Below are 17,066 nucleotides of genomic sequence, written 5' to 3' on the forward strand. Positions count from 1 at the left end.
CAGCCATAAATCGTCACAACCCTGCCGTTTACTTGCGTATGCATTCAAAGCTTGCGGGGAAAATGGTGCGATGTCAGGTGCCGACTGGAGATCAGAGAGCGCATACCACAATGTCAGTAAAGCAGAACCGGCCGACATAGCCTGGGAGTGGCTGCGCCGCGATCGCGAGTATCAAAAGGATTTCGGGGCCTTGGTCGAGAGCAAAGGGTCAGATGGGAGGGACCACTTCCGTCTGAAGTGGGGGCTGACGTTTCGCAGCTGACCCGAATGAGACGTTCGACAAACAGGCTGTTTTCTGGTCGCCCGAGACGCTGCCGAGCGTGCTGACCGTTCGCACGGCGGTCGGCTCGACCGCGTCCAATCCGTACGAGCTTGATTTCGCCGACCTGGCGGGCAGCGAGCTTCGTGAAGCGCCGGACGGATGGCATGCCATCGTGCCGCTCGGAGGAGCGAAGCATCGGCTTTGGCTGAGAGAACTTCCGCGGTGCGGATCGTTGGTTGCCGTCGACTTGCCGTTCGACCGGAATTTCGACCTTCGCTTACAGGCTGCGCATCGATTCTGGCTGGCGCTCGAACGGCGCCCCGTCGGACGGCCGCTTCTTGCTCAATCCAGCGGGACCCGGCGTCGGCACATCCTCGCCTTGCGGGCGGTGGACGGGTGGCTCGAAGGCAACAGCTACCGCAACATCGCGCGAGGCCTCTTTGGCAAGTCTCGCATCCCTGATCGAGCGTGGAAAACACACGATCTGCGCAGCCGGACCATTCGCCTGGTCCAGATGGGGCTGCGCCTCATTCGAGGCGGCTATCGTGACTTGCTTCGCCACAAGGGAAAAAACAGTGATGGCACCACCTGAGCTGTCGCTGATCGGCCAGCTGCATGCCGTGCTCCCAAGGGCAGCAGCCTGTAGGCAAGCAAGTATGTCCCCGCTGGTCAAACCTCTGGTGCGAATATCGCGGCGGAGCACGTCCAGCCCGGCAAACGCTTGCAGTGAACGATTTTGAGGTCGTCATGTATACCGCCCTGAGCCTGATCGCGATCTGGCTGCTGATTAACGTGCTGCTCTTTTTCGTGATGACGCAGGTCGACAGGTCAGACCAGTAACGCTCTGGGAGCAAGCTTTCCGGAGACAAGCACTGCGCTGGCCGGCGGGTGCAACACTGTTGAGTTCATGGCCCCCGAGGATCGAAACTGCCGGCCGCCTGACAAGCTCTCCGGCCGGCATCCAGTCGATGTCGGTGGTTTCCGCAACCAGTGTCGGCAGGCGAACATGGCCGCGGGGCCCCTGAGCAGCTGAAATATGCCGGTCTTTGGCCGGCATCAGCTTGCGGTGAATGATCCGCCGGCTGGCACAAACCATCTATGTGCGTTTCGGGGTCGCTGCTTGTTTTGCGCCGCTTGCGCACCGACCGCGAAGCCGGTGCGCGCGGACATTCGACCTCATCCGGAGCAAGCCACGAAAACATCGCTGCTCTCTGCCGCGTTGCTCTCGATTGCCTCTTTCACCGCAAGAATGCGACATGCCGGCGCATCATCCGCCGCAATCGCGCCGAACTCCTGCATGGGAGCACTATTCAGCTCTTTGGCGCGCCGACTGGTCAGCTTTCGGAAAGCTAGACCTGCCACTATGGAGGTGGAGACACCTCGGGGGCCGATCTGCGACTGCTTCAAACGCAAACATCGTCAAACGGAGTTACGAGATGGTTCGAATCCATGACGCGCTCGATACGGCAACGTCGGCTTCCGGCAGTACATCAGGTCCCACTCAGCGAGATGAAACGATAGACGAAGCGGCCTTTGACCAGCACCTGGACGAGATACCGCCGGAGCTGAACGAACAAGCCGATGCAGGTCCTTCCGATCCTGCTGTCTCGGCCGAGGTGGATCGCCGCGATGCAGTCAACCAGCAACCTGATTTGAAGCTTGTCGTCATTTCGAACCGCGTCGCGCCCTTCGACCCCAATAAACCTCAGACCGGCGGGCTCGCCGCGGCCCTCGAGCCGGTCGTGCAGCGCTCCGGCGCGGTCTGGATCGGATCCTCCGAAAACCGCGGCGATGGGACCGAGCGCCCTTTGCCACTCGTGAAGACCGGCGCAGGCGAGGTGGCCAGGCTCGAGCTGCCGGCCAAGGACTATCCTGGATACTATCGCGGTTTTTCCAATTCGACGTTGTGGCCGGCGTTGCACTCCCTGCCGGACCAGATGTCGGGCTCCGAAGAGGATTATGGCAGCTATCGAAACATCAACGACTTCATTGCGCGGGCGGCCTTCGACGTCCGAGATCGGGACGCATTCTGGGTGCATGATTATCATTTGCTTCCGCTTGGGGCCGCCTTGCATGACCTTGGCATCGAGCGGCCAACCGGCTTCTTCCTCCATACGCCGTGGCCGGCGCCCGACATGATCGAGCGCGTGCCCAATCATCGCGAACTGATGAAGTCGATGCTGGAATACGATCTGCTTGGGTTTCAGACGAACCGGGACCTGAACAATTTCGCGGCCGGTCTGCGAACCCAGTTCGGGCTCGAGAGCAAAGATGGCGTCGTGACCACGGAGCGCGGCCAGACGCGACTGCAAAAGTTCCCGATCGGTATCGATCCCAGGCAGTTCGCGGAGTATCTTGCGGCAGATCTTTCTCCTGCGGAGCAAGAAAAAGTCTCGTCACTGTTGCAAAACTTCGAGGGCGCCAAGTTCGCGATCGGCGTAGACCGGCTCGACTACACCAAGGGTATCGACAAACGGGTCGAAGGGCTCGATCAGCTTCTAAGGACCGAGCCGCACAGCATCTCGCTGTTGCAGATCGCACCGTCCTCACGCGCCGACGTCGAAGAGTATCAGAAATATAAAGACCACGTCGAGAAGGCTATCGACCGCGTCAACAACGAGCATGGCACGGACGAGTGGACGCCGATCCACTACACGAATGACTCGTTCAGCCAGGCTGCACTCGCGCGGCTTTACCGGGCTGCCAAGATTGGTGTGGTGACACCGTTGCGCGACGGCATGAACCTGGTGGCAAAAGAATATGTTGCTGCACAAGATCCGCAGGATCCCGGCGTGCTGGTTCTATCCAAATTTGCCGGTGCGGCCGAAGATTTCAACGAGAACGAGGCGCTGTTGGTGGATCCGAACCACCCTGAAGAGATCGCCGCCGCTATTTCGAAGGCCGCCAACATGCCGCTTGAGGAGCGTGTCACGCGCTGGCGCTCGATGATGGATAAAATCGAATCCTTTACCATTCACGACTGGTCGGCGGACAACGTTCGAGAGCTCGACAGAAGCCGGGTCACCGTTCCGGCTGATCAGTTCCACCGTCTGGGTCTCGGCTGGACCAACGAGGCTCAAATGCCGCTGTTCCGAAGGCATGCCGAGGCGCTGGCCAACTATAACGAAATCGACCCCGCGGATGCCGCCTTGAAGGAGGCGGCCTTTGAAGATGAGAAGAAGGCCTATGAGGCGTTAGAGGCCCCACTGATACATACTCAGGACAGACTCTGGGATCTGCCGGTGGACACAGCTCCGATTGGTGGTCGTCCCGAACAACAGCCTGGAGCGGGGGAGGATTGACCGGGCGCGCGGAGCAGCACGGCGGATGAGGGGCTTCTGTAGCAGGACAGAGGCACAATATAGACTTGGCGGCTGAGACAGTTCTTGCGGCCCCGCAGCCGCCCGCAAGATGAGCGGAACGTCTCGGCAGATGGGCAGTCAGGAATTGGAGATCGCCATGCGCACGGCCCTTAGCTTGATCACGAGCTGGCTGCTGATCAACGCGCTGTTCTTTGTGGTCATGACCCCAGTCGACAAATCTGCCCGGCGGCCGGCTCGGAAGAACGTGCCTCATATGTGGAGATAAGCGTTACGATGCGGGCAGGCAACGCGTCTGTGTTCCGTTCCTGGCGGGTGAAGATCCGATAATAATGGCAGTGCTGAGAGCTCGGCGCTGCCGAGACTTCAGCGTCTGCTTGGCAACCAATGTCGGCAAGCGGACATCTCGTGCAGCCCCGAGCGGCTGAAACTTGCGGCTCTTGAGCCGGCACGCAGCTTGCAATGGATGGTCCACGAGGCGGTAGCGCGAGCCGAGCCATGTCATGCGTTGCGTACTTTCCACATCTCCTGCTTGACGTACCGAGCCAGCGTGGCCCTCGACCTCAGCCGGAGCAAGTCCATGAACACATCAGTCCTCTCCACAGCGCTGCTTTCGACTGCCTCCTCCACGGCGCTTTCGGAGGAGCGAACAACTATGGCGGCGCCTGATGATGCATTCCTCTGGCTTGAGGAGATCGAAGGGTCAGACGCATTGGCTTGGGTCCGCGCCGAGAACGAGAAGACGCTCGGGGTGCTCCAATCAGACCCCCGCTATCAACGTTTCTACGAGCAGGCGCTCACCATATTGCAGGAAAAGGATCGAATTCCATACGTCTCGCTCGGACGGCGCGGGTTGGAGAATTTCTGGAAAGACGAGAAGCAGGTGCGCGGCGTCTGGCGGCGCACCACGCTGGAGAGCTATCGTAGCCAGGATCCACAGTGGGAGACCATCCTCGACGTGGACGCCCTGGCTGTCGCCGAGAACAGGAATTGGGTCTTTCACGGTGGCGACTGCCTTCCGCCGGAAGAGCGGCTCTGCCTGATCAGTCTTTCCGATGGCGGCAAGGATGCCGCGTCCATACGCGAGTTCGACCGCGAGGCCAAGGCCTTCGTTGCGGACGGCTTTTATCTTCCGGAGGGCAAGCAGTACGTCAGCTGGATCGATCGTAACACCCTGCTTGTTGCACGGGATTGGGGCGAGGGCTCTTTGACGCCGGCCGGCTACCCCTTTGTGGTGAAGGAGCTCAAGCGCGGTCAGCCGCTCGGCGAAGCTCGCGAGATCTTTCGGGGCGAGGCTGGCGATGTTGTGACGCAGCCCCTCGTACTTCGTGACAGTGAAGGTCATATTCATGCGACCGGCGCCATCCGTGTGATCAGCTCTTTCGAGCATGAGCATGTGGTTTTCCGGCCCGACGGGCCCGTCAGGCTCAACCTGCCGAAGAAGGCCTCCATCACAGGCCTCATAAGTGACCGCCTGCTTGTGAAGCTTGATGAGGACTGGACGCCGTCCGGTGATGTCAGCTTCAGTGCCGGCTCGCTGATTTCGTATGACCTGAGCGAATGGAAACAGGATCCGCTGCGCGCCAAAGCCTCGCTCGTCTTCCAGCCTGGGCCGCGCCAGGCCCTGAGCGGGCTAAGCTTCACAAAGAACCTGTTGATCCTGACGATCCTAGACAACGTTCAAAGCAAAGCGTTCGTTTACATGTACGACCAAGGAGCCTGGTCGGCGACGCCGATCCCACTGCCGGAACATGCGAATGTCAGCGTATCGGCCACCTCCGATGACGCGGATCAGGCGATGTTCGCTGTCTCAAGCTATCTGAGGCCAACGTCAGTCTGGTATTTTGATGCCGACACTCAAAGGCTTGAGGAATTGAAGACGACACCCACCGCCTTTGATGCGTCCAACCATGTCGTCGAGCAATTCGAAGCGACTTCGCATGACGGCACGTCAATTCCCTATTCACTGGTGCGACCGAAGAACGCGAGGTTTGACGGCGCCACTCCGACACTTCTTTATGGTTATGGCGGGTTCCAGGCTTCGCTTCTGCCCTCCTATCTCGGACCCGTGGGACGGCTCTGGCTCGAACAGGGCAATGCCTATGTCGTTGCAAATCTGCGTGGGGGCGGCGAGTTTGGCCCCCAGTGGCATCAGGCAGCCCAGGGGGCAACGAAGCAAACGACGTGGGATGATTTCATCGCCGTTGCCGAGGACCTGATCCGCCGCAAGATCACAAGTCCGCGGCGGCTGGGAGTGATAGGCGGCAGCCAGGGCGGGCTACTCGTCGGCGCCGCAATCACCCAGCGCCCCGAGCTCTTCAACGCGGCGATCATCCAGGTGCCGCTGTTTGACATGCTTCGATACACCAAATTGGGCGCAGGCGCCTCCTGGATCGGCGAGTACGGCGATCCCGCTATCGCCGAGCAGCGCGCGTGGATCGAGGCCTACTCGCCCTATCAGAAGCTGATACCGGGCAAGACCTACCCCGCTCCTTTGATTCTCACCTCCACCAAGGACGATCGCGTGCATCCCGCGCACGGCCGCAAGGCTGCAGCAAAGCTCGCTGCCCTCGGCCAGCCCTACTTCTACTACGAGAACATCGATGGGGGACACAGCGCTGCGGCCAATTTCATCGAAGTTGCGCGTCGACTGGCCCTTGAATACACCTATGCATCGAGGCGGCTTTGTTCTGAAGAACCGACTGAATTCATCAAGCTGGGATGGGACGCAATACACTGAACAGCCAATCGACGGGTGAGACGCTACGGATTTAAGGGGCAACCGAAGCAGTTCCCACGCGGCGATGGGTTTTCGATCTCCTCAACCCTCAGGGCGTCGTGCAACATGGCCGCCGAGGCGCTTCGCCGGCGAGTGATGAAGTATTGCTAAGGCAGACTGCTCATGAATTTCGATTTCCAGACTAAGCTCCGTTCCGGCTTCTGTACAAATCGTGCCGCAATCAACTCTGTATGCGGATGGATATCGAAGCGAGCTGTGCCCTGGGGACGCAGATCCGACCGGGCAGGGAGCGAGGTCGGTTGAGTTCTCCGGCCCAGGCCGATCCCGAAAGAGGTCCCGGTCGTGCGCGGTCCCGGCAGTCAGTGACCGCGGTTGTCGTGCTGGAGAAAATCGGAGCACACAGCAAGGCTGCACGACAGCTATCCAAGCTAGAGGCAGGAAAGAAAGATGCGCAAGTTACCGATCCTGAAAAGTCTCCATCTATTTGAGGCGGTCAGCGAGTTTCCAAGCTTCTCGAGGGCGGCCGAGCGGCTGAACATGACGACCGGCGCGGTAAGCTACCAGATGCGCCTTCTCGAGGATTGGTTCGGCAGGAGGCTATTCATTCGGCATAGTTCGGGCGTGCGGCTGACATCCGACGGCGAACAGCTCAAGCGCAGCTGTGCGAGCGCGTTCACGATGCTCGAGAAAGGATGCTACGAGCTACGAAGGCGCCATGCAGGACGTTCCGTGGTGATCGGGTGTTCGACAACCTTTTTGTCGCACGGCCTATTGCCCCGTATAGGCCGGTTCCGCCAACTCCATCAAGACGTAGACTTTCTCTTTGAAACCGAAGGCGATCTTGACGCGCTCTTGGTCGGCGCGTTGGACGTATTGTTTTTCGCCGGCCGGCTGAAGTGGCCGCTTCCTATCCGCGAGGTGCACGCTTCAAACGAGATGATCGGCCCGGTCTGTGCGCCTGCCACACTCGAGGCGATCAAGAACCCGAAAGATATTCGCTCTATCTCTCTGTTGCACGAGGCCGACAGGCTGGACGCCTGGAGCGAATGGGCCGGCGCAGCTGCAATATGCTTGCAGGGATCTCGCAAGGTTGTGTTCGATACATTTTCCTTGGCTATGGAGGCGGCAAAAAGTGGGCTGGGAGCCGCGATATCCTCGCAAATCCTGGTCAGAAGCAACCTTGAGAAAGGAGAGCTTGTCGCTCCATTTGGCTTCGTGCCGGTCAATCGCTCGATCTACATGTTTGTCAATGAGCAAGCGCGAAATAACGCGGCTGTCAAACAGTTTGAGCGCTGGGCGCTGTCAGAAATACTGAGCCGGGATCATCAGCCATCGCTCGTCGAGGTCCCAACTCGGCAGATCAAGCAAGCCGCTCAATCGAAGCTTCCGGATAGTCCCCTGGTGGCATCAAGTCGTTGACGGCCATCATCCGCCTACAAGGTGCGGACTGTTCGAGGGTAAGGCTCCGGAAATCCGTGGCGCGCGGCTAGAAGATGAAGGATTGCAAATGGTTCGTCGACATAGGCGAGGCCGTTCGCGTACCTCGCATTCTCTGGTAAAGGGCTCCCCTTCTCTAAAATCAGAACTGGCGCGGACTGATGATCCTGCCCAAGCCTCTCGATGAGCGCGGCTCGCGGCCTCGCCCAGGAGATTCGACGAACATCGAGCCTCGCAGCGCAGCTTGGAAATGCCGACAGCAACCCGTCCAGCAGCAAGCAGTGCCAGCAATAGAATTCCCGTCCTGGAAGGGCCGGATCTGCAAAGGGGCGTTCTAAAAGGAACAGCTGATCCCATGGCATGATGCGGGCCCCTGATCTAGCCATCGCCTGGACATGCAGCTTGAGAGTCCCTCGATCTGACCACGGCGAAGGTTGCAACCGCAAATGCTAGGAATGCGCTCCCCGCGCATAGGAGGATAACCATGCTTAGAGCAAGCCGATCACCCAAAACCGACAAAGCAAAGCCATTTCCCGCAACGCCGCTATAGGTGCAACCTTGAAATAGCCCCGAAAGGCGACCGGCTCGGTCGGGAGCCACCGAAGAGACCATGTGCGCGTGAGCCGCAGCCGCAAATATTTGGCCAAAGCCAAGCATCGCGCTGCTGGACACGATTGCCACGGACAGACCTGCATCGAGTGACATCATTGCAAGGCACGCCGCAAGCAGCACTGCGGCCCCGGCGATGGTTGGCAAGGCGCCCAACAGCTCGAAGATCGGCTTGACGGCGAGCGCGCCCAGCAAGGCGAAAACGCCGTTGCTCATGACGATCGTCAATAGCGCGCTCTTATCGAGAACCCCGTCAGCCGTGGCACGTATCGCGGGATAGACATTGATGATGCCGGCGCCGAGATTGAGCAGAAAGACGGCAAGGAATGCGGGATAGAGTGGTGCCAGATCCAGGATGGTACCCGAAGGCCGCGCCTCAAGGACTGCCGGTGTCCTTCTGAACTGCTGCTTGATGCCAAGGAGCACGATCAAGGAGAAGATGATCGCCGATACGTTGAAGACCAAAACGCCTGGCAAGTGTAATTGATCGGACAGCATGGCACCTGCAAACATTCCCAGGAGATAGGTGAGCCAGTCGATATTGGCGATGTTGCGCAGTACCGAGATCATGCCGTCTTCCGACGTGATACGACGGAAGAAGGAAACTTCTGCAGATAAGTAAACGGGCTGGACCAGGCTCAGGACAGCCATCGCGGCATAGCTCAGAAATGAATCGGCTTCTCCGGTACCGAAGATGGCGAGCAGCGCGCATATGCGAACAGCATTGACGATCATCATGGCTGAGATCGGGTCGCCTCTGTCGACCAGCGGCGACAGCAAGAGGCTCCCCAGCATGATAGGCGCAAAAGTGACCGCAATGCCTATACCCGCGGCGCTCGTGCCGGATTGCAGAAGGCCGATCAGGATGCCGATCCGGAACGCCCAGCCGCCGATCTGGATGATCAAATGCGAGAGATAGACGAACTGACGTGTGCTCGCCCCACTCATTGTTGACCTGGCTCATCGAGCATCGCCGAGTGGATGTCCCTTGACGAAAAGCCGAAGATGAATGGCATTGGTCTCGTGAGGCGGCATCGGTGCGATGAGCCCGCAAGGGGATGACGAACCCTCTCGCAACGAGACGACTTGGAAAAAGGCATCGTACTACCTGTCAACTCCTCGCGGAGTTCGGTCATTCGCCAGAAAATGCCGGCCAACGCGTTCCCCTTGCCGGTTAGCCTGGCTTGCAGCGCTTGCCGCAACAACGTTCGCGAGACCCCGTCGAACCTTCCAGGTGCAGCACCCATTTCCTTAGCGATTCCTGTCGCACGTCGCTCGGATTCGGTGGCAAAACTGCCATGAGCCGCAACCTCATCCTGGCTTTGCGGGAGAAACAGAAGCTCGGTCCCGCCGCGAAGCCAGGTCAGCTTGCAGACTTTTCTGGATGTGCTCACGGGTGAGGAGGTAATCCGGATCTCCCCCAATCTCGACGGCGACCGTGGCGTGGTTCAGCGATATATCCGGCCGGCCCTCGTTGAAGTACTCGATGGCGAGATTGTTGTGCGTCGGCGCGTGCCGAGGGTTGAGCTCAAGGGCCCGAAGATAGTGCGCGATGCTCTCGTTCGCCTTGCCAAGCTCGGAATAGGCAAGGCCGAGATTGCTCTGCAAATCGGGATTATTGGGATTGATCTCGGCCGCCGCCAGATAGGACTCCAGAGCAGCGTTCGGCCGATCTTGCCGCAGCAAGATGTTACCCTTCTCGAAGTGAGCTCGCCATTCATTCGGTTTGATGACGAGTGTTCTGTCGAGATCGGCCAGCGCCCCCGCGGCATCTCCCATCCTGTTGCGAAGTGCGGCCCTGTTCAGATGAGCCTCGTAATAGGGTGGGCAAAGCTCGATGGCACGTGCATATGCCTCGAGAGCCTCAGCGTCCCTTCCGGCTACTTTCGAAAGCAGGTTACCCAGGTCATTGTGATACTCTCCATAATAGGGATCGTAGGCAATGGCCTCACGCAACTGCTTCTCGGCCCGGGGAAGGTCGTCGACGAGTTCATAGACCTGGCTGGTGTTGTAGATCAGAATCGACTGGTGAAGCCTGAAGCGCTCGTCGCCATACGCCTTGAGCATCTTGCCAAGGCCTTCCGCGCAAAGGGCGAGGGCTTCCTGATACTTCTCCTGCTTGGCCTTGATGTAGGCATAGGCGTTCTCTGCAAACACCTTGATGTAATCGTACTTGTCATGATTCTTGAAATCACGCTCGATAACTTCCAGGTTTCGCACGGCATACTCTTCGGCCACCGTGAGGTTGACCGGCTGCTGATAGCGTCCATACGTCATTGATTGGGCGTAGAGAACCGTTGGCGTGTATCGGCTCTTGGGGAAGGTCTTGTAGAATTCATCCAGATAGGGAACCGATACCCGCCCGCAGCCAAGCGAATACAGCACGAAAGCCGCGTTGATGAAGGCGGCGTTCACTGGAGCATCTCCCGAGCCGTAGGTGCGAAGCGCAGGATCGGCGACAAGTTCCCCGAAGTAGCTAAACCAGAGATCATATAGGCCGATGCTTTGAAGGATCTGACTCGGCTCTGCAAGTAGTTCCAGACGCTTGAATTTGTCCCGTACCGACAGCGCATGAAGCATCACGAGTGGCGCCTCGCCGGCCAGATAGCGGTCCAGGCGAGCGCGGTGCAACTGCTCGTGCAGATGGTCTGCTGTCGCGTGCTCAAAAATTGCATAGTTTCGTTGCGCGATCAGATCAGGCGTCGTGCAATCGGATTCAATGTACGATTTGAGAAGGCTATGCCGTTCCCCGGTGTTGAGGCTCGCTAGATAGAGATCCACGGTCGCGGTCGGATCGAGATAGCCGACGACCGGCAATCCTGCTGCCGCGCATTTGCTCAAAGCCTCCGCAATCAACGGATTGCCGCCGCTTGCATCGTAGATCTGCCGTCGTTTATCGGCAGGCAGGTCTCGATCAAGGATCGTGCCCAGTTCTTGCGAGCTATATCTGCCGAAATGAACTTCGCTGGCCTCCGGAAAATAAAGGCGTTGTTCATAATCGATCAGGACGAACCGAAACAGCCGCGCATTGTCGTCCAGCCTGACGAGTAGTTTGATCAGATTCTTGGCCGAGCCGGACAGGGCGGCCGCCCGATCGATGACGATGATGTGACGTTCGCTGAGCTGTCGGGCGCACTTGATCAGGAATTCGGCTAGTCCGACCAGGAGCTTGTTTTGATATTCATGATGGTAGAACCGGGTACGCTCCTCCTTGCTCGAAGTATTGGTGAGATCCTTCGGCACGGTAAAGGCGTCGCTGACCAGGAGGGGGAATAGCCGCTTCAAGGATTGTTGCGCCTCCTCAATCAGTTCGGGCCTATTTTCTTTCGCCCACCTCAGTTCGACGTCGATGAGCGCTTGCAGCCCGGCAAGATAGCCGCCGGTCCGCCAGTCGCCGTCGGTGATGGAGAAGTTGGAATTGGAGCTCGCGAGTGCCGATTTGATCGTCGGCACCGGAGCCATGCCCGCTTCTGCCTTCAAAATCGTAATCGGACTGAGCTCGACAGATGATGATATGGCTGGAAGCACGCGCTGCTGGATCAAATCGACCATTATACTCTCCCGAAACCTGTCACAAAGGAGGGTGGTCGATAGGACCACCCTCCGATGCCGCTATGCTCTCATCAGCTAGATGCATTCAAGGCATCCGTTGCACAAACCTAGAGCGTACCCGTGTACGGAGTGGTGGTACGGATGGTGGTCTTGATCTCAGCGATCTTCTTTCTCATCGCGTTTTCCTTTCCTTCTCTGGCACGAGGACCAAGCGAAAGCGCGGCCAGTCGTGCAGGAAAAGAATAGTGAGTTGTTGCGCCAATCCGCAGCGAGATTCCTTGACAGTCGCTGTCAAAAGAAATGAACGCGCGGCTCAGATTGGCGCTACCAAAGGACCCGATCTGTCGCTTGGTCCCGTCGTGACTGGAGGCTGGGCTTGGTCGTGTGTCGCCAATGCCAGTCTCTTGCTCTGCTCTGACGTGGACTTGCAGCGAGCACCTGCGGCGCCCGAACCTCCGCCTCGCACAGCGAGCAAATTGGCTGGCCACGGCCCTCTATTCGGGAAGCGCTCCGGGAGGATGCGGGTCAGTGAGTATGGCGGTGATTGGTCCAGGGGCGTGCCTGGCGCCAGAGCCGGTCGAGCGCCAAATATGGGCCTCGAATCCGAACTGCCCCTGCCAGAAGTCAGAGTTTCAGCGCCAGTCGGCTTCCCAGTAAGGTGCGCGGGCGCTCCGATCAGGATCTGAGCTACCGAAGGAGTCTGGCTGATCGCATGGCACGCTTGCACGATGCGATCGGCACTCCTTACCTCTATTGCGCTCTCTCCCCAGCTGCCTGCCTGTGCCATCGATCGCCAGGATTTGTACCGCATTCGCAAATGACGAGCGATATCGATGGCTAAGCAGATACCCGCGCTGACCGGTATCCGGTTTGTCGCGGCAGCAGCGGTGGCCTTGTCTCACGGCGGCAGCGTGTTCCTGCAGGGACCCAGTCTCGCACTCGATATCACCATTGGGACACTGGGCCTGCTCGGGATGTCCGTCTTCTTCACGCTGAGTGGTTTTGTCATTCAGTATAACTATGGCAGCTCGATTGTGAGCAGCCCGCGGAAAGCGATCCCGGATTTTCTCGTTGCGCGCATAGCGCGAATCTATCCGCTGTTTGTTGTTCTCTTTCTTGTCGAATTACTGACCGGACCGATGGTCTGGCCCTGGTTTCTCGGAACTGAGGCGGCGGCTGAGGGATTTTCGTGGCAAATCGTTCCGTTTCAACTCGGGATGATTCAAACGTGGTTCTTCGCAAATGTCGCCGGTGTTGCACCCGTCTGGCAGTACGAAGAGATCGGCATCGTCTCCTGGTCAGTGAGCACCGAATGGTTCTTCTATCTCTTTTTTCCGCTCGTTTGCCCGTTACTTGCGCGGATCAGAACCGTGTCTGCCGCGATCTTGTTCGCGATTGGAGCAGTCACGATCGAGCTCGGCATCGACCTTGCGGTGCTCATGCTTCAGGGCCGCATCAATCTTTTTGCGCTTCATGCCTATGGGACGGAGGCGGTTCTGCCGAACTGGAAGAACACGCTCATCCTGTGGATCGTCTACTTTTCGCCGTTTTGCAGGGTATGGGAATTCGTCCTCGGCTGCTGTTTGGCGAAGCTCCATGAAGTGTGGTCGGGACAGGATTTCAGACCATGTCGCGCTCTGCTCGATATCGCCGCAATTGTTGGTGTCGGCGCGATAGGCTGGGTGTTCTGGTTTACCGCCCACAAGCCGCCATTTGGGGCGACCATGAGCCTGTTCGATCTTGCACGCAACAATATCGCCCTGGCAGCGCCGGTTGCGTTCATCCTTGTCGCGGCGGCTCAGCCCGTCAGCAGTGTGGGACGGTTGTTGTCGGCAAGATGGCTTGTCTTCCTCGGAGAGGCCAGCTTTGCCCTTTATCTTGTACACATTATCATCTACCGGCGTTTTCCGGTCGTACGCTGGGAAACCGCGACCCAGCTGCTTGGCCATCTCGTCGCGCTCGCTCTTGCTCTTACTCTGTCCACCTGCGTCGCGATCCTGCTGCATTTCGGCTTCGAGGTGCCGGCCCGAAGGCGAATTCGCAGCTGCTATCAGGCAGCCTCGCCGGGGCAGCGCGCGCGCCTGGTAAGTATGGGAAGTGTTGGCCTAGCCGCTCTTGTCGGTGCGGCGGCCACATATGCGGTGCGGAATGCGACCGCGGATACTGCCGTCAAGCAATCCGGTATTTCGGTCGTTTCTGCCACCTATGGCGGCAACTGCCGCTGGATCTCGGCGCGCGGCAACGCCACGGCTGCGCTCGCAGCAGCCTGTAACGGCAAGGACGAATGCACTTTCAATGCAGGCATGGCGCGGATTGATGATCCTGCTCCGGGCTGTGCGAAGGAGTTGACAGCCGCCTGGCTCTGCAAGGGAGACCGGACCATTCGCTCCAGCTCGGCCGCGGATGAGCGTGCCATGGTCTCCGCTCTGCAACTCTCCTGTAACGCGGTCACGCGTTATGAATGAGCCGCATGTTCAGACATTCGAATCCTGAAGCCCTGAAACGAGGTGTCTTCGGCGTCAGAGTCTTGCTGTGGCCGCCGCGCAAAGCCTCGGTCGCGTGAGTCATGCGGCAAAAAGGTCGCGGATGTGACCGGCGCAGCGGACGAGTGAACCGCCCCGGGTTTGCCCGAGGCCAATTGGTCTAAGTTATGCCGCCATGGCGGATTGTTCCAACATGGCATAGTAGCGTTGTTCGGCTTCGGCGGGCGGGCTGTTCCGATGGACTCCAGGAGCCGCCGATTGTTGAACCACTCGACCCATTCCAGGGTGGCGAACTCGCCGGCCTCGAAGCTTCGCCATGGCCCGCGCCGATGGATCACCTCGGCCTTGTAGAGTCCGTTGATAGTTTCGGCGAGAGCGTTGTCATAGGAATCTCCGACGCTGCCGACGGAAGGCTCGACACCAGCTTCAGCCAGACGCTCGGTGTACTTAATGGATGCGTATTGGCTGCCTCTGTCGCAGTGGTGCACGAGCCCGCCGCGATGGACCGGCCGCCGATCGTACAAGGTCTGCTCCAGCGCATCGAGCACGAAGCCGGCGTGCGCCGTGCGCTAGGCCCGCCAGCCCACGATCCTGCGGGCATAGGCGTCGATGACGAAGGCGACGTAGACAAAGCCGGTCCAGGTCGCGACATAGCTGGAGTCGGAGAGCCAAAGGACGTTCGGCCTCGACGCCTTGAACTGGCGGTTGACGTGATCGAGCGGGCATGGCGTGGCCTTGTCGCTGATCTTGGTCCTGACAGGTTTGCCCCGATCACCCCTTGTAAACCCATGTCCCGCATGAAGCGACACCGTGCAACGGGCAACATCAAAGCCTTCACGCTTGAGCTGTCGCCAGACCTTGCGAACGCCGTACACGGAAAAGTTCCGATCGAAGACGCGCCGCACCTCGACCTTCAGCGCAGCGTCTTGCCTGGCGCGCGCCGACAGCTTGGCGGGATCGCGCCGTTTGGCCACATGGGCGTGATAGGTCGAGGGGGCGATCGGCAAGACCTTGCAGATCGGCCCGACCCCATGCGCCCCACGATGATCATCGATGAAGGCGATCATGGCTTGGACCGGCAGTCCAGCTCCGCCATCGCAAAATAGGCGCTCGCCTTGCGCAGAATCTCGTTGGCCTGCCGAAGCTCACGGTTCTCTCGTTCCAGCGCCTTCAGCTTCTCGGCCGTGTCGGTCGGAACGCCACCTCACTGCCCGCTATCGATCTCGGCCTTCTTGACCCAGTCGTTCAGCGTCTGCGGAGTGCAGCCGATCTTGGCCGCTATCGATGTCACCGCCGCCCAGCGCGAAGGGTGCTCGCCAGCGTGATCCAGAACCATCCCTATCGCACGGTCCCGGACCTCAGGCGAAAATCTGTTCGTCGTCTTGCTTGTCATGGCTCCATCCCCTCAGGAGTTGGAGCCTTCGGCAAACCCGGGGCGGCTCAGCAATCGCAGCGCCGCTACCCTTTCAGGGATGTGATGCTTGCTGACACATCGCAAAGTCGTTAGCGCAACCCCAGTGGTCTGCGTTTCTCTTATTGCGCCGAAACAGGCACCGCACCGGCACCAACTGATGCCGCGTTCATCCCAAGCGCACTCGGTCGTGTCGAGCTAGGCAGCATTTATGAAAAAGAGATCGGAACATGAGGTTTATGGACGAGTCTGTGACGGAAACCCCATTTTTGGCAGAGACAAAAGACCTTACAAGCGGTTTTGTGGACTTGGGTGTATTTGCAGAGAAGTATTTGTCCTCGCGCGACTGACGGAGAAGGCGTATCTTCGATAAATTTATGATCCTTTCGGGACGCCTGAAGGGACATCTATAATATCGCTGATTTCAATCTTGCGGATGAGCTCCTGCAGCTTTCCACTTTCACGCATCAATTCTTGTACGCCCTCGCGCACTCCCTCGCGCATGCCTTCGCGAATTGTGTCGATCACTTCCTTCCTCATCTGCTCCTTGATCGTCAGCGCATTCTTATCCTCGGGCTCCCGATATTTGGTGAACTTTTCATGGACCCATCGAAATGGAGCGAATATCTCTTTCTGGTACAGATAAGCTATCGCTAGTCCAGAAACGTGCCGCACCCATACAAGTAAAAAAGCCACAACGAGCGGGATAAGCATAAATGTGCCGGTCGTCGTGCTCCAGGGGTCGTCACTATGGAGCGAAGTGGCCGTAACTATACCAGAAAATGCCGCAAGAAACTTTACCAAGCTCCAGAGCCCCGCGTTGGTGATGTCTGAGACCAACATTGGCCGGGAGGCTGAACCGGATAGACCGCTAAGAAAATACGTCAAAACTTGCGGCGCAATCAGAAGCACGAATGCACCGAACACAAGCTTTGCTTCGAAATCGGCATCATCAAGAGTATCGTAGATGTCTGAGACAATCCCTGCGGCTGGCAAATTGAGCGGAAACGAGTCTAGAAGGTAAAATAGCACAAGGAAAAAAGTGAAAAAAAGCCAGATTATATAAATCTCGGCGGCATGCGTTTTTCTCAATGCCCAAATTAAGAGGCTGACGACTGCGAGGACAATAAGAAAATACAGGAATAGGTGTGTCTGCAGAAACGGAAAGTACCGTACTAGCCATATTCCCCTTAGAATCTCATGCCATCGATCTACCTTGATCTCCATACTAAACTCCTCAAGTTGGCCGCTA

General features: G+C 58.4%; 11 protein-coding genes, 1 pseudogene and 1 other annotated feature. Of the genes and pseudogenes, 6 read left to right on the plus strand and 6 right to left on the minus strand.

Annotation, left to right across the window (positions count from 1 at the left end):
- Positions 1-70 precede the first annotated feature (70 nt).
- Together ACVINW_RS19400 and ACVINW_RS19405 are read left to right on the plus strand one after the other, a co-directional pair.
- Complete coding sequence (locus ACVINW_RS19400; protein ID WP_456752765.1) at positions 71-262, plus strand: transcriptional regulator domain-containing protein; 192 nt, start codon at positions 71-73, stop codon at positions 260-262.
- Between the two features lie 58 nt (positions 263-320).
- Positions 321-854, plus strand: a complete 534-nt coding sequence (locus tag ACVINW_RS19405) for a DUF2285 domain-containing protein (protein WP_456752766.1) — start codon at positions 321-323, stop codon at positions 852-854.
- A gap of 584 nt (positions 855-1,438) precedes the next feature.
- Here ACVINW_RS19405 and ACVINW_RS19410 read toward each other — a convergent pair.
- Entirely contained in the window at positions 1,439-1,561 is a 123-nt protein-coding gene (locus ACVINW_RS19410) for a hypothetical protein (protein WP_456752767.1), read from the minus strand.
- 137 nt (positions 1,562-1,698) lie between these two features.
- Between ACVINW_RS19410 and ACVINW_RS19415 the strand changes: the two genes are divergently transcribed.
- The 3 genes from ACVINW_RS19415 to ACVINW_RS19425 all read left to right on the plus strand — a co-directional run bounded on the left by ACVINW_RS19415 (position 1,699) and on the right by ACVINW_RS19425 (position 7,741).
- Complete coding sequence (locus ACVINW_RS19415) at positions 1,699-3,564, plus strand: alpha,alpha-trehalose-phosphate synthase (UDP-forming) (RefSeq protein ID WP_456752768.1); 1,866 nt, start codon at positions 1,699-1,701, stop codon at positions 3,562-3,564.
- 598 nt (positions 3,565-4,162) lie between these two features.
- Entirely contained in the window at positions 4,163-6,322 is a 2,160-nt protein-coding gene (locus tag ACVINW_RS19420; RefSeq protein ID WP_456752769.1) for a prolyl oligopeptidase family serine peptidase, read from the plus strand.
- 447 nt (positions 6,323-6,769) lie between these two features.
- Entirely contained in the window at positions 6,770-7,741 is a 972-nt protein-coding gene (locus ACVINW_RS19425; protein ID WP_456752770.1) for a LysR substrate-binding domain-containing protein, read from the plus strand.
- Positions 7,742-7,755: 14 nt separating this feature from the next.
- Here the strand turns inward: ACVINW_RS19425 and ACVINW_RS19430 are convergent, their stop codons facing one another.
- From ACVINW_RS19430 to ACVINW_RS19440, 3 genes are all read right to left on the minus strand, one after another.
- Positions 7,756-8,145, minus strand: a complete 390-nt coding sequence (locus ACVINW_RS19430) for a DUF3088 domain-containing protein (RefSeq protein ID WP_456752771.1) — start codon at positions 8,143-8,145, stop codon at positions 7,756-7,758.
- The gene (locus ACVINW_RS19435) at positions 8,138-9,316 is read right to left on the minus strand and encodes an MFS transporter (protein ID WP_456752772.1); all 1,179 of its coding nucleotides are present in this window, start codon (positions 9,314-9,316) and stop codon (positions 8,138-8,140) included. The genes ACVINW_RS19430 and ACVINW_RS19435 overlap by 8 nt, the downstream gene beginning before the upstream one ends.
- A 363-nt stretch (positions 9,317-9,679) precedes the next feature.
- Positions 9,680-11,920: a tetratricopeptide repeat protein gene (locus ACVINW_RS19440; RefSeq protein ID WP_456752773.1), complete on the minus strand. Its 2,241-nt coding sequence runs from the start codon at positions 11,918-11,920 to the stop codon at positions 9,680-9,682.
- A gap of 833 nt (positions 11,921-12,753) precedes the next feature.
- Between ACVINW_RS19440 and ACVINW_RS19445 the strand changes: the two genes are divergently transcribed.
- Entirely contained in the window at positions 12,754-14,385 is a 1,632-nt protein-coding gene (locus ACVINW_RS19445) for an acyltransferase family protein (protein ID WP_456752774.1), read from the plus strand.
- Positions 14,386-14,568: 183 nt separating this feature from the next.
- On the opposite strand, the pseudogene ACVINW_RS19450 reads toward ACVINW_RS19445, so the two are convergent.
- Both ACVINW_RS19450 and ACVINW_RS19455 read right to left on the minus strand, forming a co-directional pair.
- Positions 14,569-15,796: pseudogene (locus ACVINW_RS19450) on the minus strand (IS3 family transposase).
- Positions 15,396-15,512, minus strand: a sequence feature (AL1L pseudoknot). (Overlaps the previous pseudogene by 117 nt.)
- A 393-nt stretch (positions 15,797-16,189) precedes the next feature.
- Positions 16,190-17,041 carry a hypothetical protein gene (locus tag ACVINW_RS19455; protein ID WP_456752775.1) on the minus strand — a complete coding sequence of 284 codons (852 nt, stop codon included), beginning with the start codon at positions 17,039-17,041 and terminating at the stop codon, positions 16,190-16,192.
- Between the last annotated feature and the right edge of the window lie 25 nt (positions 17,042-17,066).

Source organism: Bradyrhizobium sp. USDA 4461, from assembly GCF_054055655.1.